The following is a 23758-nucleotide window of genomic DNA, read 5'->3' as shown; positions in this document are numbered from 1 at the left end:
TAGCCGGCGTCACCGGCTCACCAGCCGCAGCGCCGGCGCGAGGTCCCCCTTCGGCACCACCTCCACGGCGTCCAGCTCCAGCCAGTCGGCCATGTGCCGCAGCTCGCCGGCCAGCTCCACCGCCACCCGGCCCACGTCCGCGCCCGGCTCCGCGTACGCCGCCTGCACCCGCAGCACGCCCGCCGCCCGGTCCGCCTTCAGGTCCACCCGGCCTACCAGCTCGCCGTCCAGCAGGAACGGGAAGACGTAGTAGCCGTGCACGCGCTTGGGCGCGGGCACGTAGATCTCGATGCGGTAGTGGAAGCCGAAGATCCGCTCGGTCCGCGCCCGCTCCCAGATCAGCGGGTCGAACGGGCACAGCAGCGCCCGACCGGTGATCCGCCGCGGCACGCGCGCCTCGACGTGCCGGTACGCGGGTGCCTCCCAACCGCGCACCTCCACCGGCTCCAGCACGCCCGCGTCCACCAGCTCCACCACGGCCTGCCGGCTGCGGGCGGGTTGCAGGCGGTAGTAGTCGCGCAGGTCGGGCTCCGTCGCCACGCCCAGCGCCGTCGCCGCACGCGCGACCAGCTCGCGCGCGCCCTCCTCCGCCGAGACCGCACCGCGCCGCGCCAAGACCTCCGGCGGCAGCACGCGCTCGCTCAGGTCGTACAGCCGCTCGAAGCCGCGCCGCGCGCCCGTCGTCAGCACGCCCTCGCCGAACAGGTACTCGCACACCTTCTTGACCTCGGACCAGTTCCAGCCCCAGTGGTCCTTCGCCCGCGGCCCGCCGCCCGCCAGCGCCCGCTCGATCGCACCCGCGCCGACCGGCCCCAGCTCCTTCACCACCGCCAGGATGTCGTCCACGAGCTGCGGCGAGCCCTCGGCGACCGCGGTGTAGTTCCTCCACCAGCCCGGGCGCTTCGCCCCGGAGTGCAGCAGCGGCCAGTCCCGCACCGGCACCAGGCTCGCCTCGTGAGCCCAGTACTCCACCAGCAGCCGCGGCCTGCGGGCGCTGTGCGACCACGCCGCCTCGTCCAGCAGGGACGGCGCGTACGCCCCGAGCCGGCTGAACAGCGGCGCGTAGTGCGCGCGGACGGCCACGTTCACCGAGTCGAGCTGGAGCAGGCGGATCCGCGACAACGCCTTGAGCAGGTGCCGCCGGGTGGGCGCGGAGGCGGGTCGGGGATCGGCGAAACCCTGTGCGCCCAGCGCGATGCGGCGGGCGACGTCAGCGCTCATCTTCTGCACGGACGGATACTCCCACCGGGGTACGACGATTCCGCTCGGCCCGCACGACGAGGACCACCGCGACCACCACGAGCAGGCCGCCGAGCAACTGGACCGGCCCGAAGCGCTCGTCGGCCAGCCACACCCCGAGCACCACCGCGATCACCGGGTTCACGTACGCGTAGGTCGCCACGGTCGACACCGGCAACTGCCCCAGCACGTACACGTAGGAGCTGAACGCCAGCAACGACCCGACCACGACGAGGTAGCCCCAGGCCACCCACGACACCGCCGTGATCGCGCCGAAGGACACCCGCTCCCCCGCGACCAGCCCCACCGCCGCCAGCACCGCCCCGCCGACGAGCATCTCCACCGCCGAGAGCGCGAACGGGTTCGCGGGCGTGTCCAGCCGGCCGCTCAGGAACGTGCCCAGCGCCCACCCGAACGACGCCAGCAGCACCACCCACGGCCCCCACCACGACGACTCGCCGACGTCGTCCAGCAGCAGCGCGGCCAGCCCTACCAACCCGACGGCCACGCCCGCGTACGTCACGCGGTGCGGCCGCTGCCCGGTGAACCGCCGCATCAGCACCACGTACAGCGGCACGGACGCCACCAGCAGCGCCGCCAACCCCGACGCCACCGACCGCTCGGCCAGCACCACGAGCCCGTTGCCCCACGCGGGCAGCAGCACCCCCAGCACCGCCGCCGAGCCGAGCTGCCGCCGCGTCATCCGCAACCCGCCCCGCCACGCCACCAGCGCGGCCAGCACCGCGCCGGCGAGCAGGAACCGGGCACCCGCCGACAGCATCGGCGGCATCGACTCGATGGTGAACCTGATGCCCAGGTAGGTCGATCCCCAGACCACGTACACGACGCCCAACGCTGCCCAACGCACGCCGCCGACGCTGTCACGTCCGAGCGCCGCGATCACGCGGATTTCGGTCACCGGCGCGCGACACCGCCACGCCGGCCGGCACCCGTTCCGCGCTCCGGGCACCCCCGGACCGAGGGCGGCCCGGCGCTTCCGGCGGGCGGCGGCCGATAGGGTGCCCCGCATGGCCGACGCCACCGTGCGCCCCGCGCAGCCCGACGACGTGGCGGAGATCGCCCGCATCCACCGCGACACCTGGCGCGCCGCCTACCGCGACCTGGTGCCCGCCGAGGTGCTGGGCGCCATCGACGTGGAGGAGACAGCCGGCGCGTGGGCCGAGGCGGTGGCGCGCGGGCAGGTGTTCGTGGCCGTCGAGGGGACGTGGACGGTCGGCTACTGCGTGGCCGGGATGGCACCCGAGGACGAGGTGGCCCGCGCCGACGGCTCCCTGCCCGAGGACGCGGCCACCACGGCGCTGGTCACCGTGCTCGTGGAGCCGCGGTGGGGTCGGCGCGGGCACGGCGGCAGGCTGCTCGCCACGGCCGCCCTGCGCCTGCGGGAGGCGGGCGCCACCAGGGGCGTCGCGTGGGTGCCGGAGGCGGACAAGGCGTCGATCGGCTTCTACGGCCGGGCCGACTGGGAGGCCGACGGCACCGTGCGCACGCTGGACGCGGGCGGGCGGCCGTTGCGGGAAATCAGGGTGACCGGGGGGTTGTCCCTACTGCTCGAACCTTGACCGCGTCGGTAACCTCGCCGGGTGGTCGGGTGGCTGTGCCTCACGTTCGGCGTCGCTTTCGGCTCCGCGCTGGTACCCCTGATCAGCATCGAGCTGTTCGTGCTCGGGCTGGTGACGCAGCAACCGGGGATCTCGTGGTGGTGGATCGGGCTCGCGGTCGCCGTGGGTCAGGTGCTGGGCAAGATGTTCTACTTCCTGGCCGCGCGCGGCTCGCTGCGGCTGCCCAAGGTCCTCAAGCGCGAGGAGAAGCGGGCCAGGCCCCTGTCACCGTGGCGGCTGAGGTGGCGGGCCCGGCTGGAGTGGGTGCGCCTGCGGTGCCACCGGCACCCGCACTGGATGTTCGGCACGCACGCGGTCAGCTCGGTGGTCGGCCTGCCGCCGTTCATGTTCACCACCGTGCTGGCGGGGCTGGCGGGCATGTCGTCCTGGCTGTTCGTGTCCACCAGCGTGGTCGGGCGGTTCGCCCGGTTCAGCGTGCTCGCCGCCTCACCTGCGGCGGTGGCTGGTTGGTGGTTGCACTAGCGCGCCGGTGGCGCACCAACCGCTGCTCGGGCAGCGCGAGCCGGTAGTGGTCGTGCAGCTCCGCCTGCTCGGCTTCGGAGAGATCCCGGTCGCCGACCTTCGGCGCGTCCTGCACCTCGTGCTCCTCCACCGGCACCACCAGCCTGCGGTCGCGCACCTGGGCCCCGCGGATCGGCACGAGGGTGGTGCCCCCGTCCCGCCGCACCGAGGCCCACAGGGGGCGGCCCCCGGCCAGCCACAGCTCCGCGACCGGTCCGATGGGCCGGCCGTGCCGATCCAGCACGTCACAGTCGTAGAGGCGGTCTACCGCTGAGCGATCCATGCCCCCTGGTCTACCCGATCGATGGGCCGCGGCACGGTGAACCACCCGGTCGTGTGACCACTACGGTTGCTCGTCGGCATCCCCGCCCACCCGCCCGAGGTGGCGGCGCACCACCAGCAGGACGGCGAGGCCCACGGCCGCCACCAGCAGGCTGATGACCAGGCCCAGGCGCAGCGCGTCCACCCCGCTGTCCGGGCTCACGTCCGCGGACAGCACCACGGCGGGCTTCGGCGAGGCCGTCGGCCAGTCGAACGCGGCCGACTCCACCGCCGAGGAGGACGCGGGCGGCCGGGTCTCCGCCGACGACGACGGGGCGGGCGAGGGCGTGGACGTCGTCGTGATGGCGGTGGTCGAGGTCGTGGTGGCGGTCGTCGGCTCGGACGTGGGCGACGTCGGCGCGGGTTGCCCCGCCGGCTCGCTGGTCGTGCCCGCCGTGACGGGCGTGCCGGTGCACACCACGCCGTTGAGGGCGAACGACGCGGGCGCGGGGTTGCTGCCGGTCCAGGTGGCGTTGAAGCCGAACGACGCGGACCGGCCCGTGCCCAGCCGGCCGTTGTAGTCGGTGCTGGTCACCCGCACGGTGCTGCCCGACTGGGTGAACACGCCGTTCCACGTCTCCGAGGTGATCCGCTGCCCGGCGGTGAACGACCATTCGAGCGCCCAGCCCGACAGCGGGTCGCCGAGGTTGGTCACGGTGACCCGGGCGCCGAAGCCGCCGCGCCACTGGTCGGTGATCGCGTAGTCGACGCCGCAGCCGGCCGCGGCGCCCGCGGCGACCGGGGTCGCGGAACCGACCGCGACCAGGGCCGCGACGACGGCGAGCGCCGCCCGGACGATCCGAGCGAGGTGCATGGGTACTCCCGGGGACGTGCGGCGGACCGCCTGATTGTTCCCCAGGAGATCGGCCCGGTTAACCCAACGTGAGGGCGACGCTCAGCGCGAGGGCCACGACCGCGCAGGCAACGGTCAGCCGCAGGTGTTCGCAGGTTTTGACCATGTCACCTACGGTAACCAGCGCCGCCGAACAACCCAAGGTAAGAGAGCGTGAAGACCGAATGAATCGCATCTCACCCGGTCGGTCTACACCCGATTCGTCGGCGACTGGAACAGGTCGATCGCTTTCCGCATGGTCTCGCGCCCCCGGCCGCGGTCCCCGGCCAGGTCGTACGCCTGCGCCAGCAGGAACCACGTCCGCCAGTCCTCCGGGCGCGCCTCGACGTCGGCCCGGCGCTGCTCGAACCACGCGTCGGCCGCCTCCCGGTCCACCCGCCCGGACGGGCGGCGCGGCAGGCCGGAGGTGTCGGGGAGACCGCCCTCGGCGTCGAGCTGGCGCGCCATCCGCTCGGTGACGAAGCCGAACCGCAGGTTCGTCCACGCGATCCACGCGCCGATCAGCGGCAGCACCAGCACGCCGACGCCGAGGCCGATGCCGACCGGGTCGCCGGTGCCCAGCAGCACGACGGCCCGGCCGCCGAGCAGCACGAAGTACACCACCAGGGCGGCGGTGATCAGGAAGGCGACCGTGCGGGTCTTCACGAGGGTGCCTGCTCCGTCGGGCGCGTCAGATGTCCAGGTACTTGTCGAGCCCCACCGACAGCCCGGGGTGCTTCGCGATCTCCCGCACGGCCAGCAGCACGCCGGGCATGAACGACTTGCGGTCCAGCGAGTCGTGCCGCAGCGTCAGCGTCTCGCCCTCCGTGCCGAACACGACCTCCTGGTGCGCCACCAGGCCGGACACCCGCAGCGAGTGCACCCGCACGTCACCCACGAGCGTGCCGCGCGCGCCGGGCGCCTCCTGCGTCGTCGCGTCCGGCATCGGGCCCAGGCCCGCCGCCTCGCGCGCCTGCGAGATCAGCCGCGCGGTGTGCGCGGCCGTGCCCGACGGCGCGTCCACCTTGCGCGGGTGGTGCAGCTCGATGACCTCGACCGACTCGTAGTACGGGGCGGCCAGCTCGGCGAACCGCATGGACAGCACCGCGCCGATGGCGAAGTTCGGCGCGACCAGCACGCCCAGCTCCGGCTTGGCCTCCAGCCACTCCGACACCGTGCCGAGGCGCTGGGCGTCGAACCCGGACGTGCCGACGACGGCGTGGATGTCGTTGTCGACGCAGAAGCGGATGTTGTCCATCACCACCTCGGGGCCGGTGAAGTCGACCGCCACCTGCGCGCCGGCGTCGGCCAGGTTGAACAGCCAGTCGCCTGCGTCGACCATGGCGACGACCTCCAGGTCACCCGCGGCCTCGACCGCGCGGCACACCTCCGCGCCCATGCGGCCCCGGGCGCCGATCACGCCGACGCGCAGCGGCTCCGCCGAGGACCTGGTCGCCGGGTCGAGCGGGGATTGAGCACTCAAGAGATCACCTCGTGCACCTGGGAGGGCAGATCGTCGGCGTGAGCGTAAGGGCCGACCACGGCGGCGGCGACGGGGCGTCGCAGCAAGTCCCGCGCCAGCGCCGCGACGTCGTCCGCGGTGACCTCCTCGATGCGCGCCAACGTCTGCTCCACCGACAGGTAGTCGCCGTAGTTCAGCTCGCCCTTGCCGATGCGCGACATCCGCGAGCTGGTGTCCTCCAGCCCCAGCACGAGCCCGCCGCGCAACTGGCCCTTGCCGCGCGCCACCTCGGCGTCCTCCAGCCCGTCCCGCGCCACGGTGGCCAGCACCTCGCGCACCACGCCCGCCACGTCGCCGAGCCGGTCGGGTTGGCAGCCCGCGTACACCGACAGCGTGCCGGCGTCCGCGTACAGGCCCACCGACGAGTACACCTGGTAGGCCAGGCCGCGCCGCTCCCGGACCTCCTGGAACAGCCGCGAGCTCATGCCGCCGCCCAGCGCCGCGTTGAGCACGTTCAACGCGAACCGGCGCTCGTCGTGGCGGTCCAGCCCGCGCACGCCCAGCATCAGGTGGGCCTGCTCGGTGTCGTCGGAGTGCAGCACCAGCCCGCGGGAACCCGGGATGCGGGCCCGGCCGACCCGCGGCGCGACCGGCGTGCCCGCGCGGTCGAGCCGGTCGCCGATCCGCTTGCGCACCAGGCGCATCACCTGGGCGTGGTCGATGTTGCCCGCCACCGCGAGCACCATCCGGGGCAGCGTGTAGCGCTTCTTGTAGAAGCCGAACAGCGCGTCGCGGTCCATGTCCCCGATGGACTGCTCGGTGCCCAGCACCGGTCGGCCCAGCGCGTGGTCGCCCAGCAGGGCGTCCAGGAACGCGTCGTGCAGCAGGTCCTCCGGGTCGTCGTCGCGCATGGCGATCTCTTCGAGCACCACGCCGCGCTCGGTCTCGAAGTCGCGCGGCTCGCACAGCGCGTCGAACACCACGTCGCACACCAGGTCCACCGCCAGCGGCAGGTCCTCGTCCAGGACGTGCGCGTAGTAGCAGGTGTGCTCCTTGGCGGTGAACGCGTTCAGCTCGCCGCCGACGGCGTCGATCTCCTCGGCGATGGCCGCCGCCGTGCGGTTCGCCGTGCCCTTGAACAGCAGGTGCTCCAGGTAGTGCGCGGCGCCCGCGACCTCGACCCGCTCGTCGCGGGAGCCGACCTGCACCCACAGCCCGACCGACGCCGAGCGGACGCCCGGGATGCGCTCGGTGATCACCCGCAACCCCGAGGGCAGCAGGCTGCGGCGCACGGCGACACCCGCGTCGCCGCGTTCCAGCGTCACCGTGCTGCCGGGCTTCTGCAGGTGCCCGGACCTGCGCGTAAGCGGACGGCCGCGAGTGCCAGGAGCACTCGCGGCCGTCCCGTTGACGCTCGTCCTCACTGCGCGGGTGCCTCGGCGGGCGCGGCGTCCTGCGCGGGGTTGTCGGCGGCGGGGGCGGACTCCGCCTCGTCGTTGACCAGGACCAGGCTGATCTTGCCGCGCTGGTCGATGTCGGCGATCTCGACCTGGAGCTTGTCGCCGACCTTGACGACGTCCTCCACCTTGCCGATGCGCTTGCCGTTGCCCAGCTTGGAGATGTGGATCAGGCCGTCCTTGCCCGGGAGCAGGGACACGAACGCGCCGAACGCCGCGGTCTTCACCACGGTGCCCAGGAAGCGCTCGCCGACCTTCGGCAGCTGCGGGTTCGCGATCGCGTTGATCAGGCCGATCGCGGCCTCGGCCGACGGGCCGTCCGCCGCGCCGACGTAGATCGTGCCGTCGTCCTCGATGGAGATGTCGGCGCCGGTCTGCTCGGTGATCGAGTTGATCATCTTGCCCTTCGGGCCGATGACCTCGCCGATCTTGTCGGTCGGGATCTTGACCGACGTCACGCGCGGCGCGAACGGGCTCATCTCGTCCGGGCGGTCGATGGCCTCGGCCATGACCTCCAGGATCGTCAGGCGCGCGTCGCGGGCCTGGCCCAGCGCGGCCGCGAGCACGTCGGACGGGATGCCGTCGAGCTTGGTGTCGAGCTGGAGCGCGGTGACGAACTCCTTGGTGCCGGCGACCTTGAAGTCCATGTCGCCGAACGCGTCCTCGGCGCCGAGGATGTCGGTCAGCGCGACGTACTCCGTCTTGCCGTCGACCTCGTCGGACACCAGGCCCATGGCGATGCCCGAGACCGGCGCCTTCAGCGGCACGCCGGCGTTGAGCAGCGACATCGTGGACGCGCAGACCGAGCCCATGGACGTCGAGCCGTTGGAGCCCAGCGCCTCGGACACCTGGCGGATCGCGTAGGGGAACTCGTCGCGCTTGGGCAGCACGGGCGTGAGCGCCCGCTCGGCCAGCGCGCCGTGGCCGATCTCGCGGCGCTTGGGCGAGCCGACGCGGCCCGTCTCACCGGTGGAGAACGGCGGGAAGTTGTAGTGGTGCAGGTAGCGCTTGTGCGTCTCCGGGGACAGCGAGTCGATCTGCTGCTCCATGCGCAGCATGTTCAGCGTGGTGACACCCAGGATCTGGGTCTCGCCGCGCTCGAACAGCGCCGAGCCGTGCGCCCGCGGGATGACCTCGACCTCGGCCGACAGCGACCGGATCTCGGTGAGGCCGCGGCCGTCGATGCGCACCTTGTCGCGCAGGATGCGCTGGCGCACGAGCTTCTTGGTCAGCGAGCGGAACGCCGCGCCGACCTCCTTCTCGCGGCCCTCGAACTGCTCGGCCAGCTTCTCCAGCACCGACGCCTTGACCTCGTCGATGCGGTTCTCGCGCTCCTGCTTGCCCGCGATGGTCAGCGCCTGGGCCAGCTCGCCCGCGCCGGCCTGCTCGACGGCCTCGTAGGCGTCGGGCTGGTAGGCCGGGTAGGTCGGGAACTCGCCGGTGGCCTTGGCCGCCACCTGCGCCAGCTGGGCCTGCGCCTCGCACAGCACCTTGATGAACGGCTTCGCGGCCTCGAGGCCCGCGGCCACGACCTCCTCGGTGGGCGCCTGCGCGCCCTCGCCGACCAGGTCGATGACCTGCTCGGTGGCCTCGGCCTCGACCATCATGATCGCGACGTCGTCACCGACGACGCGGCCGGCGACGACCATGTCGAACACGGCCTTCTCCAGCTGCTCGTGGGTCGGGAACGCGACCCACTGGCCCTCGATCAGCGCCACCCGGACGCCGCCGATGGGGCCGGAGAACGGCAGGCCGGCCAGCTGCGTGGACGCGGACGCGGCGTTGATCGCCACGACGTCGTACAGGTCGGCCGGGTTCAGGCTCATCACCGTGATGACGACCTGGATCTCGTTGCGCAGACCGTCCACGAAGGACGGGCGCAGCGGCCGGTCGATGAGCCGGCAGGTCAGGATCGCGTCGGTCGACGGGCGACCCTCGCGGCGGAAGAACGAGCCGGGGATGCGGCCGGCCGCGTACATGCGCTCCTCGACGTCCACCGTGAGGGGGAAGAAGTCGAAGTGCTCCTTGGGGTGCTTCGACGCCGTCGTCGCCGACAGCAGCATCGTCTCGTCGTCCAGGTAGGCGACGACCGAGCCCGCCGCCTGGCGGGCCAGGCGACCGGTCTCGAAGCGGATCGTGCGGGTGCCGAACCGACCGTTGTCGATCGTGGCGGAAGTCTCGTGGACCTCGGTGTCCGTCATATGTTGTTGCTCCTCGTCATGCGGGTCACAGCGCGCTCAGGCGCGGGATCGCGGTTCGGACGAGGCCGGTCTTCGATCGAAGTCCCCTGGGTGTCGTCCACCAGGGGGCCACTACCGAGGACCGGCGAACTGTCGTCCCGGGCGCCGCGCGTGCTTCCCTCGTCTTTTTTCGATAACGCCGAAGGGGAGTGACCGCGGTGGTCACTCCCCCTCGGCACGCATCACCTGCGCAGACCGAGCCGACCGATGAGGTCGCGGTAGCGCTGGATGTCAACCTTCTGGAGGTAGTTCAGCAGCCGGCGGCGCCGGCCGACCAGCAGGAGCAGGCCACGACGCGAGTGGTGGTCGTGCTTGTGCTTCTTGAGGTGCTCCGTCAGGTCCGCGATGCGCTTGCTCAGCAGCGCGACCTGGGCCTCGGCCGAACCGGTGTCCGTGTCGTGGACGCCGTACTCGGCGAGGATGGTCTTCTTTTCCTGGGTGGTCAGTGCCACGTGCTCGCTACTCCTGTCGTACTGGTTGAGTGCCGTGTGGCCCCGCTCGGCGGGGTAGTCGGTGCCGGCCGCCACGGACCGCAGCCGGACCCAAATGTCGAGGCTACCAGCAGTGGCGGGTGGTTACCCGTTTGACGTGCTCAACGGCACCCGGTCCAGCACGGTGTAGCCCTCCGCCGGCGTGCTGCGGACCAGGAGCACCTCGCCCGCGGTCCACTCGCGACCGGTGAACCGCACCTCCGGCAGCACGGCGCCGCGCGCCACGGTGAGGTGCGGTCGCCAGTCCGCGGGCACCCGCGCCGCCTCGCCCAGCCCGGTCAGGTCGCCCGCCACGCCGATCCACAGCACCTGGCGGAACGTGCCGCTGCCGCGCAGCCGCAGGACGGGCGCGGCGACGCGGTCCAGCCCGGCGAGCTGGTCGGCGGGTTCGGCGTCGCCGAAGAACCGGACCGTGACGTGCCAGCGGTCGGGGCGCTGCCACCGCAGCCGCGGGTGCGCCTCGCGGTAGGGCGCCAGCGCCTCCCGCAGCTCGGCGACCACGTCGTCGGGCGGGAAGATCGCGGTGAAGAGGCTCACGGGCTCAGGCGTCGCGGCCCTTGCCCGCGCGGCGCAGCAGCTCGGCCAGGGCCGGGAAGTCCTCGCCGAGCACGTCGGCGGCCTGCGACAGCTCGCGGCGGTCGGCGACGCGGCGCAGGAAGGGGAACACGACGGCCTCGTCGTCCGCGCCGTTGACGGGCAGTGAGTCGCGGCTCACCGTCGGTTTCGACTGCCGGACGTCCTCCAGCGCGCGCTGGAGCGCCTCGGGCGAGCCCGAGGCCACGTCGGGGGTGAGGACCTTGCGCTCCAGCATGATCATCCGGGCCAGCACGGAGGGGTTGCCGATCTTGGCGCGGCGGCCGCTCATCACCTGGCTGAGCATGGGGGCGCTGATGCCCAGCACGTCCGCGAGCTGGGCCTGCGAGACGTTGAACGCGACCACCAGTCGGCGCACCCGGTCACCGAGGGGCTCGCCGTACCACTCCCGCTGCAACGCGAGGTTGCGCTGGACGATCTTGTGGTCCTCCACCTTCGCCTCTCCCCTGACCGACGGATGTGTCAGGCATCTTGCCAGGTCGCCAGGTGTCACACGGTCGGTTCCACCCACCTGGTTCAACCCGTCAGGCGTCCCCCGGATCCGTCAGGAGGTCACGGGTGGTGGCCACGTCGCGGTGCATCTGCTCCAGCAGCGACTCGACGCTGTCGAACTTGGCCATGTCCCGCAGGCGGTCCACGAAGTCCAGTGCCACGCGCTGGCCGTAGAAGTCCTCGTCCACGTCGAGCACGTACGCCTCGACGCGCCGCTCCCGGCCGGAGAACGTGGGGTTCGTGCCCACGCTCACCGCGGCCTTGAGGCGACGGCCCGAGGCGTGCACGAACCAGCACGCGTACACGCCGTCCGCGGGCACGGCGGCGAACCGCGTGGTGGACAGGTTGGCCGTGGGGAAGCCGAGCTCCTTGCCGCGGCCGTCGCCGCGCACCACGATGCCCTCCAGCCGGTGCGGCCGGCCGAGCGCCTGCGCCGCGGCGGCCACGTCGCCCGCGTCGATGCACGCCCGGATGTAGGTCGACGAGTAGGTCACGCCGTCGTCGGTCACCAGATCCGCCCCCTCGGTCACGAAACCGAACCGCTTGCCCAGCGCGCGCAGCAGCTCCACGTTGCCCGCCGCCCGGTGGCCGAACGTGAAGTTCTCCCCCACCACGACGGCCGCCGCGTGCAGCCGGTCGACCAGCACCTCGTGCGCGAACTCGTCGGCCGGGGTGCGCGCGACCTCGGCGGTGAACGGGATCACGCAGAACACGTCCGCGCCCAGGCCCTCGACCAGTTCGGCGCGGCGGCGCAGGCTGGTGAGCTGGGCCGGGTGGCTGCCCGGCCGGACCACTTCGGACGGGTGCGGGTCGAAGGTGATCAGGACGCTCGGCACGCCCTTCTCGGCCGCCAGCCCGACCGCCCGGTTGATCAGCGCCTGGTGGCCGCGGTGCACACCGTCGAACACGCCGATGGTCACCACGCAGCGGCCCCACCCGCCCGGCAGGTCGTCCAGCCCTCTCCAGCGTTGCACGCGGCCAGCCTAGGCGGTCGGCGGCGCGGGTCCTGGCCAGGTGCGGCTAGTCGCGGCGGATGTCGCGCCCGGCCTGGTGGACCGTGCCGCCGTCGCGGGCGATCGCCGTCTGGTTGACCGTGGGCGAGTGGATCGTGGGCGAGTTGATCGTGACCGCGCCCAGCTCGCCCGCCTGGACCACCGAGCCGGTGACCGTGCCGGTGACGCTGTTGTGCACGGTGGGCGCCCGCCGCTCGGGCCGGGGCCCGACGTCCGGCGCCGCCGGCGGGGTCAGGCGCAACGCGACGACCACGCCCAACGCGGTGAGCAGCGCGACCGCCGCCCAGGCCCACGGGTTCGCCCGCCCGTCGGTGGCCAGGTTGATCGCCACCCCGGTGGCCGAGGTCACCACACCGGCCACGGCCGGCCACACCCATCTCGCCATGGCTCCACGGTAGGCCCTGCGAGACGGGCGCGAGTACCACCAACGGCCGTCATCGCACCGGCGCGGCACCGCCGACGGCAGGCGGTTTCCGCAGTACTGCGGCCCTTCACCGCACTGCGGGACACCGCAGCCCGCCGCAGTGCCACCGAACGCGGTGCCACCGACCGCGGCCTAGCCGACCGGCGCGAGCACCACCAGCGGCTTGGCGATCGGGCCCTCGTCCTTCGCCAGCGCGACCACGTGACCGTCCGGGCCGAACACGCCGTACGTGCCGTCCAGACCGCCGGCGGGCAGGCGCTGCCCGTGCGAGAGGGCCACCGCCTCGCGCGGCGCGATCTCGCGGCGCGGGAAGGCGGTCGACACGGCCGAGTCGAGGTCCAGCGACAGCCCCGGCGCGCTCTCCAGCTGCTGCAGCGTCTTGGCCACGCGCAGGTCGAACGGGCCGACGCGGGTGCGTCGCAGGGCCGCCAGGTGGCCGCCGACGCCCAGGTCGGCGCCGAGGTCGCGGGCCAGCGCGCGCACGTACGTGCCGGACGAGCACTCCACCATCACGTCCAGCTCGGTGGCGCCCTCCTCGCGCCGGATCGACAGCACGTCGAACCGGTGCACGGTCACCGGGCGCGCCGGGATCTCCACGGCCTCCCCCGCGCGGACCCGCGCGTAGGCGCGCTTGCCGTCCACCTTCACCGCGCTCACCGCGCTGGGCACCTGCTCGATGGCGCCGGTCAGCTTCGCCACCCCGGCCCGGATCGCGCCTTCGTCCACATCGGACGCGTCGGTCGTGGACAGCACCTCGCCCTCGGCGTCGTCGGTCGTCGTGGCCGAGCCGAGGCGGATGGTCGACAGGTACGCTTTGCTGTCCAGCGCCAGGTGGCCCAGCAGCTTGGTGGCGCGCTCGATGCCGAGCACGAGCACACCGGTCGCCATCGGGTCGAGCGTGCCCGCGTGCCCGACCTTGCGGGTGCCGAGGATGCGGCGGACCTTGGCCACGACGTCGTGCGACGTCATGCCGTCGGGCTTGTCGATCACGACGAGGCCGGGTGGGACGGGAGGGCGAGAAGTTGCGGACACGGGGGAGGATCCTAAGCCTCCACGAGCACGTCCCACCGACGGCGGCGCAACTGCACCGGAACGGCCTCGCCCCGGTCCTGCGCGGCGAACACCGCGGCCCGCGCGCGACGCCACCACACCACCGTGCGCCACACGCCCACCAGCAGCACCGCGACCACGGACAGCAGCGCGACCCGGTACGCCTGCGCCACCGGCAGCACGGGCTCGAACACGTCCAGCAGCACGCCCACCACCAGCGCGGTGAACGTGACCGCGCCGAACCCGCCGACGTTGGCCACGCCCGTCGCGGTGCTCACGCGGTGCAGCGGGTTGTAGTCGCGCACCAGGGCGAACGCCACGCCGGACACCGGGTTGCCCACCGCCAGCACGGCGAACACGGCGTACAGCACGGGCGTCGGCAGCACGCCGCCCGGCCAGCCCAGCAGCACCGCCCAGCACACCACGGCCGCGGCCAGGTACGTGGCGACGATCGGCATCCGCCACTGCGGCCTGCCGCCGATCACCGTGCCCATCACCGGCCCCGTCACGACCGCCACCAGCACCAGGGTGCTCAGCACCGCCGACGCCGCCGGCCGCGACAACCCCTGCGCCTCGACCAGGTACGGGAAGCCCCACAGCAGGCCCAGCACCGCCGGCGCGGACATCGACGTGAAGTGCACCCAGAACCCCAGGCGCGTGCTCGGCTCGCGCCAGGCTTCCCGCACCCTCGCGCCGACCGCCCGCAACGGCGTCGGCTCGACCACCGGCTGCGGCACGCCGTCCGGCACCTCGCGCACGCGTGCGGCGACCACCCCCGCGTACGCCGCCGTGAGCAGGCCCGCGACCAGGAACGTCACCGTCCAGCCCGCGTGGTCGAGCAGCAGCGTCAGCGGCACGGTCGCGACCAGGTTCCCCGCGCCGCCCAGCGCCGCGGACAACGTCATCACGACCGTGAACCGGCGGGGCGGGAAGTGGGCGGCGGCCAGGCGCAGCACGCTGACCCACGTCATCGCGTCGCCGACGCCGAGGACCGCGCGGGCGGCCAGGCCGAGCGGGTAGGAGTCCGCCAGCGCGAACAGGGTCTGGCCGAGGCCCATGAACAGCGCGGCGGCGGTCAGCACCCGGCGCGGGCCGAAGCGGTCGACCAGCAGGCCCGTGGGGATCTGCATCAGCGCGTACAGGCCGATCTGCAGCACCGTGAACGTGCCCAGCGCGGCGGGTCCGACGGAGAAGCGCTCGCTCGCCTCCAGGCCGGCCACGCCGAGCGAGGTCCGGTGGAACAGGGCGGCGACGTAGACGAGGACGGCGGTTGACCAGATCAGCCACGCTCGGGTGGTGGCGCGATCGACCGGCAAGGCGGGGTCTCCCAGACTTCTCTGCGGCAGCACTTCCAGTATCGACAAACAGTTGTCGTCTGTTAACGATTTCCGGGAGTGCCGAGCACCACACCGAGCCTGATCACACGGGCCCGATCACACCGCGCCGACGCGCGCCCACCGCCCCGACCGCGTCCGCGCGAGCACCAGCGCCAGCCGCAGCACCATGAACGCCGACAACCCGCTCCAAATCCCGACCAGCCCCCAGCCGAACGCGTACGAGGCCCACACCAGCGGCAGGAACCCCAGCGCCGCCGACGCCAGCGTGGCCGTGCGCAGGAACTTCGCGTCACCCGCGCCGAGCAGCACGCCGTCCAGCGCGAACACCACGCCGGCGACCGGTTGCAGCCCCACGAAGAACCACCAGGCGTGCGGCACCTCGTCCAGCACGGCCCGGTCGCTCGTGAAGACCTCCGGCAGCGCACCGGACAGCGCCGCGAACACCACCCCGAGCAGCACGCCGAACCACAGCCCGTACCGGGTGACCTGCCAGGCGAACCGCCGTGCCTGCTCCTGCCGCTCCGCGCCCAGCGCCGCGCCGACGATCGACTGCGCCGCGATCGCCAGCGAGTCGAGCACCAGCGCGAGGAAAGTCCACAGCTGCAGCACGACCTGGTGCGCGCCGACCGCGCCGACCGACGTCCGCGCGGCCACCGAGGCGGCCGACAGGAAGCACGCCTGGAACGCGAGGCTGCGCAGCACCAGGTCCCGGCCGAGGCCGAGCTGGGCCCTCATCCGGCGCGGGTCGGGCCGCAGTCCCACCCGCTCCGCGCGCAGCGCCCGGCCGAACAGCCCGGCCGACAGCACCTGCGCCACCACGTTCGCCACCGCCGAGCCGACCAGCCCCCAGTGCGCGCCGTGCACCAGGAGCGGGCACAGCACGGCCGAGATGCCGTTGCCGACCAGCACGTACCGCAGCGGGCGGCGCGTGTCCTGCACACCGCGCATCCAGCCGTTGCCCGCCATCGTGACCAGCACGAACGGCGCGCCGAACAACGCGATCCGCAGCCACGCGACCGCGTTGTCCGCGACGGCCCCCTCACCGGCCAGCAGCCGCGCGGCGGGGGCGGCGAGCAGCTGCCCCAGCACGATCACCAGCGCGCCGACGGCCAGCGCGAGCCACGTGGCCTGCACGCCCTCCTCGACCGCCTCGGCCCGCCTGCCCGCGCCGAACAGCCGCGCCGTGCGCGCCGTCGTGCCGTAGGAGAGGAACGTGAGCTGGGTGGCGACCTGGGTGAACAGCACACCGCCCAGCGCGAGCCCGGCCAGCGGCAGCGCGCCCAGGTGCCCGACGACCGCCGTGTCCACCAGCACGTACAGCGGCTCGGCCGCCAGCACCACCAGCGCGGGCGCGGCCAACCCGACCACCCGCCGCGCGGGAACCCGCTCCTCCACCGACACCCCTCACCGGACGCGGGACCCCCGCGAGAGTCCTACGTCCAGGCCGCGAGAGTCCTACGTCCAGGACCCGTGAATTCAACGCTCAGGACGACGCGGCCACGGTCTCCAGGGCCGCGCGCAGGTTCGCCAGCACCTCGTCGGCCGAACCGGTGGCGGTGAAGCCCGCGGCCAGCCGGTGCCCGCCGCCGCCGAGCAGCTGCGCCACCTCGCGCACGTCCACCCGGCTCACCGCCCGCAACGACACCGACCACGACGACGGCCGCAGCTCCTTCAGCACCGCCGCCACCTCGGCCTCGGCCGTGGTCCGCACCAGGTCGACCACGCTCTCCACCTCCTCGGGCCGCAGCCCGGAGGCGTCCTGCAAGGTCACCACCGCGTGCACGAACCCGAGGCCGCCCGCCGCGTCGCGCTCCAGGGCCGCCCGGCCCAGCACCTTCGCCAGCATCCCCAGGTAGCCGAACGGGTGCGAGTCCATCAACGGCCGCGCCACCGCCTCGGCGTCCACCCCGGCCGCCAGCAGCCGCGCGGCCACCTCGTGCGTGGACACCGACGCGTGCCGGAACGACCGCGTGTCCGTCACCAGCCCCGCGTACACGCAGCGGGCCACCGGCTCGTCCAGCTCCACGCCCAGCTCGTCCAGCAGCCGCAGCACCACGACCGCGGTCGCCTCGGCGCGGTCGTCCACCACGTTCACGTGCCCGAACCGCGGGTTGGACACGTGGTGGTCCAGCACCACGACCACACCGGCGGTGGAGACCCGGTCGGCCAGCGGACCGAGCCGCCCGACGCTGCCGGCGTCCAGCGCGACCAGCACGGGCGGCGCGGCGGGCACCTCCGACGCGGGCACCAGCAGCCCCGCCACGTCCAGGCCCCGCAGGGTCTCCGGCACCTCGTCCGGCGCGCCGAACGACACCCGCACGGCCACGCCCCGGCGGTGCAGGACCAGCCCCAGCGCCAACGCGCTGCCCAACGCGTCCGCGTCGGGGTTGACGTGCGCGAGCAGCGTCACGTCTGTGGCGGCGGACAGGACGCGGGCGGCCTCGGCGAGGTCCGCGCGCAGGTCGTCGGGGGAAGGGCGGCCCTCGGGCGCGCCGGGGTCGTTCAAGCTCGGGTCGGTGTGCACGGGCAGAACGCTAGTCGGCGTCCTTGGCGTCCTCGGCGTCGCGCGGCGGCTTGTACGGGTCCGGCTCGCCCGCGGGCTCCGCGCCGGACGCGATGCGCGCCACCTCGGCGTCCAGCTCCCGCGCCCGGGCCAGCAGCTCGTCCATCCGGCGGGCCTCGTCGGGCACGGTGTCGGTGACGAACGACAGGGTCGGCGTGAACCGGACGCCGGTCTGCTGCCCGACCATGGTCCGCAGCACGCCCTTGGCCTTCTCCAGCGCCGCCGCGGCACCCGCGAAGTCCGGCTCGGCGTCCAGCTTCTCGCCGAGCACGGTGTAGTAGACCGTCGCGTCGTGCAGGTCGCCGGTCACCCTCGTGTCGGTGATGGTGACGCGGGCCAACCGCGGGTCCTTGACCTCGTGCTCCAGCGCGGAGGCCACGATCTGCGAGATCCGCTTGGCGAGCTTGCGAGCCCGTGCCTGGTCGGCCACGGCGCTCCCCTCCTGTCGTTGCGATGTGCCGCCGACGGGCGGCCCTGCTCAGTCGTCCTCCGGCCCGACCAGCCTGTGGCGGGCGGAGAGAAGTTCCAACTCGGGCCGTCCGGCCACCAGCCGCTCGCAGGCGGTCAGCACGTCCCTCACATGCTCGGCGTCGGCGGCGACGGCCGCCACTCCGATCAGGGCCCGGCGGTGCAGGTCCAGGTGGCCCGCCTCGGCGACCGACACCTCGAACCTGCGGCGCAGCTCGGCCACGACCGGCTTGACCACGGACCGCTTCTGCTTCAACGAGTGGACGTCGCCGAGCAGCACGTCCAGCTCAAGGGCACCGACGAACACAGATGACCACCACGGTGGGTCGGGGGTGCGGGGCCGCCGGTCACGACGGCCCCGCACCTCACTGGAGAACGATCAGGCGCGCGGCTTCTCGCGCATCTCGAACGTCTCGATGATGTCGCCGACCTTCAGGTCGCTGTAGTTGCCGAGGGTCAGACCGCACTCGAAGCCCTCGCGGACCTCGGTCGCGTCGTCCTTGAACCGGCGCAGCGAGCTGATGGGCAGGTTCTCCTGCACGACGTTGTTGTCGCGCAGCAGGCGGGCCCGGGCGTTGCGCCGGATCTCTCCCGACATCACGAGGCAACCGGCGATCGTGCCGACCTTGGAGGACTTGAAGACCTCGCGGACCTCCGCGCGGCCCAGCTGGACCTCTTCGTACTCCGGCTTGAGCATGCCCTTCAGGGCCTGCTCGATCTCGTCGATCGCCTGGTAGATCACCGTGTAGTAGCGGACGTCCACGCCCTCGCGGTTGGCCAGCTCGGTGGCCTTGCCCTCGGCCCGGACGTTGAAGCCCAGGACGATGGCGCTACCCGCGACGGCGAGGTTGATGTCGCCTTCGGTGATGCCACCGACACCGCGGTGGATGACCCGCAGCTCGACGTCGTCGCCGACCTCGATCTTCATGAGCGCGTCTTCCAGTGCCTCGACGGTACCGGAGTTGTCGCCCTTGATGATCAGGGTGAGCTGGCTGGTCTCCTTCAGCGCGGCGTCCAGGTCCTCCAGGCTCACGCGCTTGCGCTTCGCCGCGTTCATGGCGTTGCGGTTGCGCGCCTGGCGGCGCTCGGCGATCTGCCGGGCCACCCGGTCCTCCTCGACCACGAGGAAGGTGTCACCCGCGCCCGGCACCGAGGTGAGGCCGATGACCTGCACCGGACGGGACGGGTACGCCTCGGTGACGTCCACGCCGTGCTCGTCCACCATGCGGCGGACGCGGCCGTAGGCGGCGCCGGCGACGATCGAGTCGCCCACCCGCAGCGTGCCGCGCTGCACCAGCACCGTGGCCACCGGACCGCGACCGCGGTCGAGGTGCGCCTCGATCGCGACGCCCTGCGCCTCCATCTCCGGGTTGGCCCGGAGGTCGAGCGAGGCGTCGGCGGTCAGCAGGATCGCCTCCAGCAGGCCGTCGATGTTGATGCCCTGCTTCGCCGAGATGTCGACGAACATCGTGTCGCCGCCGTACTCCTCGGCGACCAGCCCGTACTCGGTGAGCTGCTGGCGGATCTTGGCGGGGTTGGCCCCCTCCTTGTCGATCTTGTTGACCGCGACCACGATCGGCGCGCCGGCCGCCTGGGCGTGGTTGATCGCCTCCACCGTCTGCGGCATCACGCCGTCGTCGGCCGCCACCACGATGACCGCGATGTCGGTCGAGTTCGCGCCGCGGGCACGCATGGCGGTGAACGCCTCGTGACCCGGGGTGTCGATGAACGTGATGAGGCGCTCGTTGCCCTCCAGCTCCGTGCGGACCTGGTAGGCGCCGATGTGCTGGGTGATGCCACCGGCCTCGCCCTCGGCGACCTTCGCCTTGCGGATGGTGTCCAACAGGCGCGTCTTGCCGTGGTCGACGTGACCCATGACGGTGACGACCGGCGGGCGGATCTGGAGGTCCTCCTCGCCACCGGCGTCGTCGCCGTAGGTGATGTCGAACGTCTCGAGCAGCTCGCGGTCCTCCTCCTCGGGGGACACGACCTGCACGTTGTAGTTCATCTCGGAGCCGAGCAGCTCCAGGATCTCGTCGGACACCGACTGCGTCGCGGTGACCATCTCGCCGAGGTGGAACAACACCTGCACCAGCGAGGCCGGGTTGGCGTTGATCTTGTCGGCGAAGTCGGTCAGCGAGGCGCCGCGCGGCAGGCGGATCGTCTCGCCGTTGCCCTTGGGCAGGCGGACGCCACCGACCGAAGGCGCCTGCATGTTGTCCATGTACTCCTGGCGCTTCTGCCGCTTCGACTTGCGGCCGCGACGCGCCGGACCACCGGGACGGCCGAAGGCACCCGCAGCACCGCCGCGACCACCGGGACCGCCACCACCGGGACGACCGCGGAAACCGCCGCCACCACCGGCCGGCGCGCCACCGCCACCGCCGCCACCGCCGCCGGGGCGGAAGCCACCGCCGCCGCCACCGCCGCCACCGGGACGGAAGCCACCGCCGCCGCCACCGCCGCCACCGGGGCGGAAGCCGCCACCGGCGCCGCCGCCACCACCGGGACGACCGCCGCCACCGGGACCGCGGCCACCGCCGCCGCCACCGGGACCACCGGGTCGGCCGCCGCCACCGCCACCGGGGCGGGGCGCGGGACGACCGGGCATCATGCCCGGGTTCGGCCGCGGCGGCATGTTGCCGGGGTTGGGCCGAGGACCGCCGGGCGCGCCGCCGGAGCCACCCGGACGGGGGCCCGCCGGACGCGTGTCACCGGGCTTCGGGCCGGACGGCCGCTCGCCGCCACCAGGCGCGGCCGGACGGGGCGCCTGCGGGCGCGGCGCCGGAGCGCCACCGCCCACGCCGAACGGGTTGTTGCCCGGGCGCGGCGGCCGCGGACCGGCGGGCTTGGGTGCCTGCGGGCGCGGCGGGACCACGGACGGGCTGTTCTGCGCCGCCGCGGGCTGCTGCTGCGACGGGCGCGGGCCGGGACGGGGGCCGGGGCCCGCGGGCCTCGGCTGGGACGTCTGCGGCGGGGACTGCGGCTGCGGCGCGGCAGCGGGCTTCGGCGCCGGGGTGGGCGTCGGGGTCGCGGCCGCGGCGGGTGCCTGGGGCTGCGCGGCGGGCGCGGCCGGGGCCGCGGGTGCCGGCGCGGCGGGCCTGGCCACCGGCTTGGGCGCCATCGGCTTCGGGCCGGGCACGGGGCGCGGGCCGGGCTTGCCGGCCGGGACCTGCGGGCGGGGCGCCTCGCCCCTGGACTCGCCCGGCGTCGCGTTCGACGGCGCGGGCTTGGGCGGCGCCGGGCGGGCGCCGGACGGCTTGGGCTTGGACTCGCCCTTGGCGTAGGCGTCGCGGAGCCGTCGGGCCACGGGGGCCTCGACGGTGCTGGACGCGGACTTCACGTACTCGCCCTGGTCGGCGAGCTTGGTCAGCAGTTCTTTACTCGTGACACCGAGCTCTTTGGCGAGCTCGTGCACGCGGGCCTTACCTGCCACTGCACTCCTCTGTGAGGGAGGCCGGCGGGCAAGTCCCGTCGACCTCGTCTTAACGTCGCGCGTTCATGTCTTCAGCTTCACGGCTGACTCATGACGGGTCGACCTGCTTCCTTGCTTCCTGCTGGTCGCGGGGCGATCCCGCGACCTCCTTCCCCAGCTGCGCCAGGTGCCCGCGCACGCGGTCCACGTCGAGCGGCCCGTGGAGCCGGAAGGCCCTGGGGAACGCCCGCCGCTTCTCGGCGTTGCGGAGGCAGTCCGGATCGGGGTGCAGCCATGCCCCCCTACCGGGCAACCGTCGGCGTGTGTCCGGGACCACCGTCCCGTCCACGACCACCACGCGCAGCAGCTCGGAGGGCAACGTCCGAGCGCGGCACCCGATGCACGTACGAACCGGGCCGATGTGCGTGAGATCCGATCCCCGACGTTGAACCACTGAGAAGTCTATCCCCTGTTCGCTATTCAGCCGAACCGGATGTCGCCGCACCCGCCGGAGCGGACCCGCCGGCCTCCGCGTCACTGCGGATGTCGATGCGCCACCCGGTGAGCCGCGCGGCGAGCCGGGCGTTCTGGCCCTCCTTGCCGATGGCGAGGGAGAGCTGGAAGTCCGGGACCACGACGCGGGCCGTCTTGGCGCGCTCGTCGAGCACCCTCACAGAGACAACCTTCGCCGGTGACAGGGCATTCCCGACGAACGTGGCGGGGTCGTCGGAGTGGTCGATGATGTCGATCTTCTCGCCCGCCAGCTCGCTCATCACGTTGCGCACCCGGGCGCCCATCGGCCCGATGCACGCGCCCTTGGCGTTGACGCCGGGCACCGTCGTGCGGACCGCGATCTTCGAGCGGTGACCTGCCTCACGTGCCACCGCGGGGATCTCCACGGTGCCGTCGGCGATCTCGGGCACCTCGAGCGCGAAGAGCCTGCGGACCAGGTTCGGGTGGGTGCGCGACAGGGTGATCTGCGGGCCGCGCGCGCCCCGGGACACGCCCACGACGTAGCACTTGAGCCGGGAGCCGTGCTCGTAGGACTCGCCGGGCACCTGCTCGGCGGGCGGCAGCACGCCCTCGGTGTCGCCGATCTGCACCACGACCATGCCGCGGGCGTTGGCGCGGGCGTCGCGCTGCACCACGCCGGCGATGATCTCGCCCTCCTTGGCGGAGAACTCGCCGAAGGTGCGCTCGTGCTCGGCGTCGCGCAGGCGCTGGAGGATGACCTGGCGGGCGGTGGTGGCGGCGATGCGGCCGAACCCCTCGGGGGTGTCGTCCCACTCCTCGGCGACGGTGCCGTCCGGGTTCAGCTCCTGCGCGAGCACGCGGACCACGCCGGTCTTGCGGTCGATCTCGACGCGCGAGTGGGGGTGGTGGCCGTCGGTGTGCTTGTAGGCCGTCAGCAGGGCGGTCTCGATGGCTTCGAGGACGGTGTCGAAGGGGATGTCCTTGTCCCGCTCGATCGCCCTGAGAGCGGCGATGTCGACGTTCACTCCGACTCCTCCTCCAGGTGCTTGCCTTCGAGGAGCGCGAGCTCTTCGACCGGCGGCTGCTTGAACTCGACTTCGACGACGGCGCGCTCGATCGCCCGGTACTCGACGCGGCGCAGCTCGCCCTTGACCAGCAGCACGACGCCGGTGTCGTCGGCGTCGCCGACCCGGCCGAACCACTCGACCTGCTCCGGCTGCTTGACCTTCACCAGGCGCAGCCGGTTGCGCTTCCAGTGGCGAGGCCTGGTGAGCGGGCGGTCCGCGCCGGGCGAGGTCACCTCGAGGGTGTACGGCCCGGCGATCAGGTGCTCGTGCGCGTCGAGGGCGGCGGACACCGCGCGACTGGCCTGCGCGACCTCGTCCAGCCCGATCCCCTCGTCGCCGTCCACGACGACCTTGACCAGCCTGCGACGCCCAGCCTGGTTCACGTCGAGCAGCTCGAGGTCGAAGCCGATCGCCTCGACCGCCTCCCGCACGACGGGTGTTAGCTGCGCGGCGAGTTCTCCGCGCGGCGGGCTGGACACGTGGTGACTCCATGTTCTCTTCGGTGCAGAGGGCACGGCAACCCCGGCCGACGCTGCACTTCGCCGGCCGTGGTCGCCCAGACTATCTGGTTCGGCGGGCCGTCACGTCCCACGGGCGGGTCGGGCCGGGGCGCGCGGGTGGGCCGGTGGTCGGCCGGCGGGTGGGGTGGGCGGGTGACGTGCCTCGTCCGGTCGCACG

Annotated in this window: 25 protein-coding genes; 2 read left to right on the top strand and 23 right to left on the bottom strand. The window is 73.3% G+C overall.

Annotated elements, in window-relative coordinates; genetic code table 11:
• Positions 1-9: 9 nt before the first annotated feature.
• Together ACIGNX_RS20650 and ACIGNX_RS20645 are read right to left on the bottom strand one after the other, a co-directional pair.
• A complete protein-coding gene (locus ACIGNX_RS20650) occupies positions 10-1221 on the bottom strand; it encodes a winged helix-turn-helix domain-containing protein (RefSeq protein ID WP_396542271.1) in 1212 nt (403 codons plus the stop codon).
• The gene (locus ACIGNX_RS20645) at positions 1211-2107 is read right to left on the bottom strand and encodes an EamA family transporter (protein ID WP_396542270.1); all 897 of its coding nucleotides are present in this window, start codon (positions 2105-2107) and stop codon (positions 1211-1213) included. The genes ACIGNX_RS20650 and ACIGNX_RS20645 overlap by 11 nt, the downstream gene beginning before the upstream one ends.
• A gap of 160 nt (positions 2108-2267) precedes the next feature.
• Here ACIGNX_RS20645 and ACIGNX_RS20640 point away from each other — a divergent pair, with 160 nt between their 5' ends.
• A complete protein-coding gene (locus ACIGNX_RS20640) occupies positions 2268-2819 on the top strand; it encodes a GNAT family N-acetyltransferase (RefSeq protein WP_396542269.1) in 552 nt (183 codons plus the stop codon).
• Positions 2820-2840: 21 nt separating this feature from the next.
• On the top strand, positions 2841-3341 hold the full coding sequence (locus ACIGNX_RS20635) for a hypothetical protein (RefSeq protein ID WP_396542268.1): 501 nt from the start codon (positions 2841-2843) through the stop codon (positions 3339-3341).
• On the opposite strand, the gene ACIGNX_RS20630 is transcribed toward ACIGNX_RS20635, so the two are convergent.
• The 21 genes from ACIGNX_RS20630 to rimP form a co-directional block, all read right to left on the bottom strand.
• On the bottom strand, positions 3289-3663 hold the full coding sequence (locus ACIGNX_RS20630) for a PRC-barrel domain-containing protein (RefSeq protein WP_396542267.1): 375 nt from the start codon (positions 3661-3663) through the stop codon (positions 3289-3291). The two genes, ACIGNX_RS20635 and ACIGNX_RS20630, sit on opposite strands and share 53 nt — an antisense overlap.
• A gap of 60 nt (positions 3664-3723) precedes the next feature.
• Positions 3724-4515: a cellulose-binding domain-containing protein gene (locus ACIGNX_RS20625; RefSeq protein WP_396542266.1), complete on the bottom strand. Its 792-nt coding sequence runs from the start codon at positions 4513-4515 to the stop codon at positions 3724-3726.
• 228 nt (positions 4516-4743) lie between these two features.
• The gene (locus ACIGNX_RS20620; RefSeq protein ID WP_396542265.1) at positions 4744-5199 is read right to left on the bottom strand and encodes a hypothetical protein; all 456 of its coding nucleotides are present in this window, start codon (positions 5197-5199) and stop codon (positions 4744-4746) included.
• Positions 5200-5224: 25 nt separating this feature from the next.
• Entirely contained in the window at positions 5225-6016 is a 792-nt protein-coding gene (dapB, locus tag ACIGNX_RS20615) for a 4-hydroxy-tetrahydrodipicolinate reductase (protein WP_396542264.1), read from the bottom strand.
• On the bottom strand, positions 6013-7320 hold the full coding sequence (locus tag ACIGNX_RS20610) for a M16 family metallopeptidase (RefSeq protein ID WP_396542263.1): 1308 nt from the start codon (positions 7318-7320) through the stop codon (positions 6013-6015). Before ACIGNX_RS20610 ends, dapB begins: the two co-directional genes overlap by 4 nt.
• A gap of 95 nt (positions 7321-7415) precedes the next feature.
• The gene (locus tag ACIGNX_RS20605; RefSeq protein ID WP_396542262.1) at positions 7416-9653 is read right to left on the bottom strand and encodes a polyribonucleotide nucleotidyltransferase; all 2238 of its coding nucleotides are present in this window, start codon (positions 9651-9653) and stop codon (positions 7416-7418) included.
• Positions 9654-9874: 221 nt separating this feature from the next.
• The gene (rpsO, locus tag ACIGNX_RS20600; protein ID WP_073899540.1) at positions 9875-10144 is read right to left on the bottom strand and encodes a 30S ribosomal protein S15; all 270 of its coding nucleotides are present in this window, start codon (positions 10142-10144) and stop codon (positions 9875-9877) included.
• Positions 10145-10267: 123 nt separating this feature from the next.
• Complete coding sequence (locus tag ACIGNX_RS20595; protein WP_396542261.1) at positions 10268-10720, bottom strand: 2'-5' RNA ligase family protein; 453 nt, start codon at positions 10718-10720, stop codon at positions 10268-10270.
• 4 nt (positions 10721-10724) lie between these two features.
• Positions 10725-11210: a helix-turn-helix domain-containing protein gene (locus tag ACIGNX_RS20590; RefSeq protein ID WP_396542260.1), complete on the bottom strand. Its 486-nt coding sequence runs from the start codon at positions 11208-11210 to the stop codon at positions 10725-10727.
• 91 nt (positions 11211-11301) lie between these two features.
• On the bottom strand, positions 11302-12243 hold the full coding sequence (locus tag ACIGNX_RS20585; RefSeq protein ID WP_396542259.1) for a bifunctional riboflavin kinase/FAD synthetase: 942 nt from the start codon (positions 12241-12243) through the stop codon (positions 11302-11304).
• Between the two features lie 46 nt (positions 12244-12289).
• Positions 12290-12667 (bottom strand): hypothetical protein, encoded by a 378-nt coding sequence (locus ACIGNX_RS20580; RefSeq protein ID WP_396542258.1) that lies wholly within the window; start codon positions 12665-12667, stop codon positions 12290-12292.
• Positions 12668-12838: 171 nt separating this feature from the next.
• The gene (truB, locus tag ACIGNX_RS20575) at positions 12839-13738 is read right to left on the bottom strand and encodes a tRNA pseudouridine(55) synthase TruB (protein WP_396542257.1); all 900 of its coding nucleotides are present in this window, start codon (positions 13736-13738) and stop codon (positions 12839-12841) included.
• An 11-nt stretch (positions 13739-13749) separates the two neighbouring features.
• A complete protein-coding gene (locus tag ACIGNX_RS20570; RefSeq protein WP_396542256.1) occupies positions 13750-15072 on the bottom strand; it encodes a nitrate/nitrite transporter in 1323 nt (440 codons plus the stop codon).
• Between the two features lie 117 nt (positions 15073-15189).
• Positions 15190-16488 carry an MATE family efflux transporter gene (locus ACIGNX_RS20565; protein ID WP_396542255.1) on the bottom strand — a complete coding sequence of 433 codons (1299 nt, stop codon included), beginning with the start codon at positions 16486-16488 and terminating at the stop codon, positions 15190-15192.
• Positions 16489-16576: 88 nt separating this feature from the next.
• Positions 16577-17554, bottom strand: a complete 978-nt coding sequence (locus ACIGNX_RS20560; RefSeq protein ID WP_396542462.1) for a bifunctional oligoribonuclease/PAP phosphatase NrnA — start codon at positions 17552-17554, stop codon at positions 16577-16579.
• A 73-nt stretch (positions 17555-17627) separates the two neighbouring features.
• Entirely contained in the window at positions 17628-18086 is a 459-nt protein-coding gene (rbfA, locus tag ACIGNX_RS20555) for a 30S ribosome-binding factor RbfA (protein ID WP_396542254.1), read from the bottom strand.
• Positions 18087-18134: 48 nt separating this feature from the next.
• Positions 18135-18431, bottom strand: coding sequence for a DUF503 domain-containing protein (locus tag ACIGNX_RS20550; RefSeq protein ID WP_378096294.1), 297 nt, complete (start codon positions 18429-18431; stop codon positions 18135-18137).
• Between the two features lie 72 nt (positions 18432-18503).
• On the bottom strand, positions 18504-21560 hold the full coding sequence (gene infB / locus ACIGNX_RS20545; protein WP_396542253.1) for a translation initiation factor IF-2: 3057 nt from the start codon (positions 21558-21560) through the stop codon (positions 18504-18506).
• Between the two features lie 88 nt (positions 21561-21648).
• Complete coding sequence (locus ACIGNX_RS20540; protein WP_396542461.1) at positions 21649-21888, bottom strand: YlxR family protein; 240 nt, start codon at positions 21886-21888, stop codon at positions 21649-21651.
• A gap of 127 nt (positions 21889-22015) precedes the next feature.
• A complete protein-coding gene (gene nusA, locus ACIGNX_RS20535; RefSeq protein ID WP_396542252.1) occupies positions 22016-23038 on the bottom strand; it encodes a transcription termination factor NusA in 1023 nt (340 codons plus the stop codon).
• Positions 23035-23559 carry a ribosome maturation factor RimP gene (gene rimP, locus ACIGNX_RS20530; protein WP_396542251.1) on the bottom strand — a complete coding sequence of 175 codons (525 nt, stop codon included), beginning with the start codon at positions 23557-23559 and terminating at the stop codon, positions 23035-23037. The genes nusA and rimP overlap by 4 nt, the downstream gene beginning before the upstream one ends.
• Positions 23560-23758 lie beyond the last annotated feature (199 nt).

It is taken from the genome of Actinosynnema sp. NPDC053489 (genome assembly GCF_044544865.1).
GTDB lineage: Bacteria > Actinomycetota > Actinomycetes > Mycobacteriales > Pseudonocardiaceae > Actinosynnema.
This window is presented reverse-complemented; position numbering and strand designations above follow the sequence as displayed.

Bases quoted from the DNA above. Each gene is read 5' to 3' on its own strand.
- ACIGNX_RS20650 (WP_396542271.1), bottom strand. From the start codon at position 1,221: ATGAGCGCTGACGTCGCCCGCCGCATCGCGCTGGGCGCACAGGGTTTC.
- ACIGNX_RS20640 (WP_396542269.1), top strand. From the start codon at position 2,268: ATGGCCGACGCCACCGTGCGCCCCGCGCAGCCCGACGACGTGGCGGAG.
- ACIGNX_RS20630 (WP_396542267.1), bottom strand. From the start codon at position 3,663: ATGGATCGCTCAGCGGTAGACCGCCTCTACGACTGTGACGTGCTGGAT.
- ACIGNX_RS20625 (WP_396542266.1), bottom strand. From the start codon at position 4,515: ATGCACCTCGCTCGGATCGTCCGGGCGGCGCTCGCCGTCGTCGCGGCC.
- ACIGNX_RS20605 (WP_396542262.1), bottom strand. From the start codon at position 9,653: ATGACGGACACCGAGGTCCACGAGACTTCCGCCACGATCGACAACGGT.
- ACIGNX_RS20580 (WP_396542258.1), bottom strand. From the start codon at position 12,667: ATGGCGAGATGGGTGTGGCCGGCCGTGGCCGGTGTGGTGACCTCGGCC.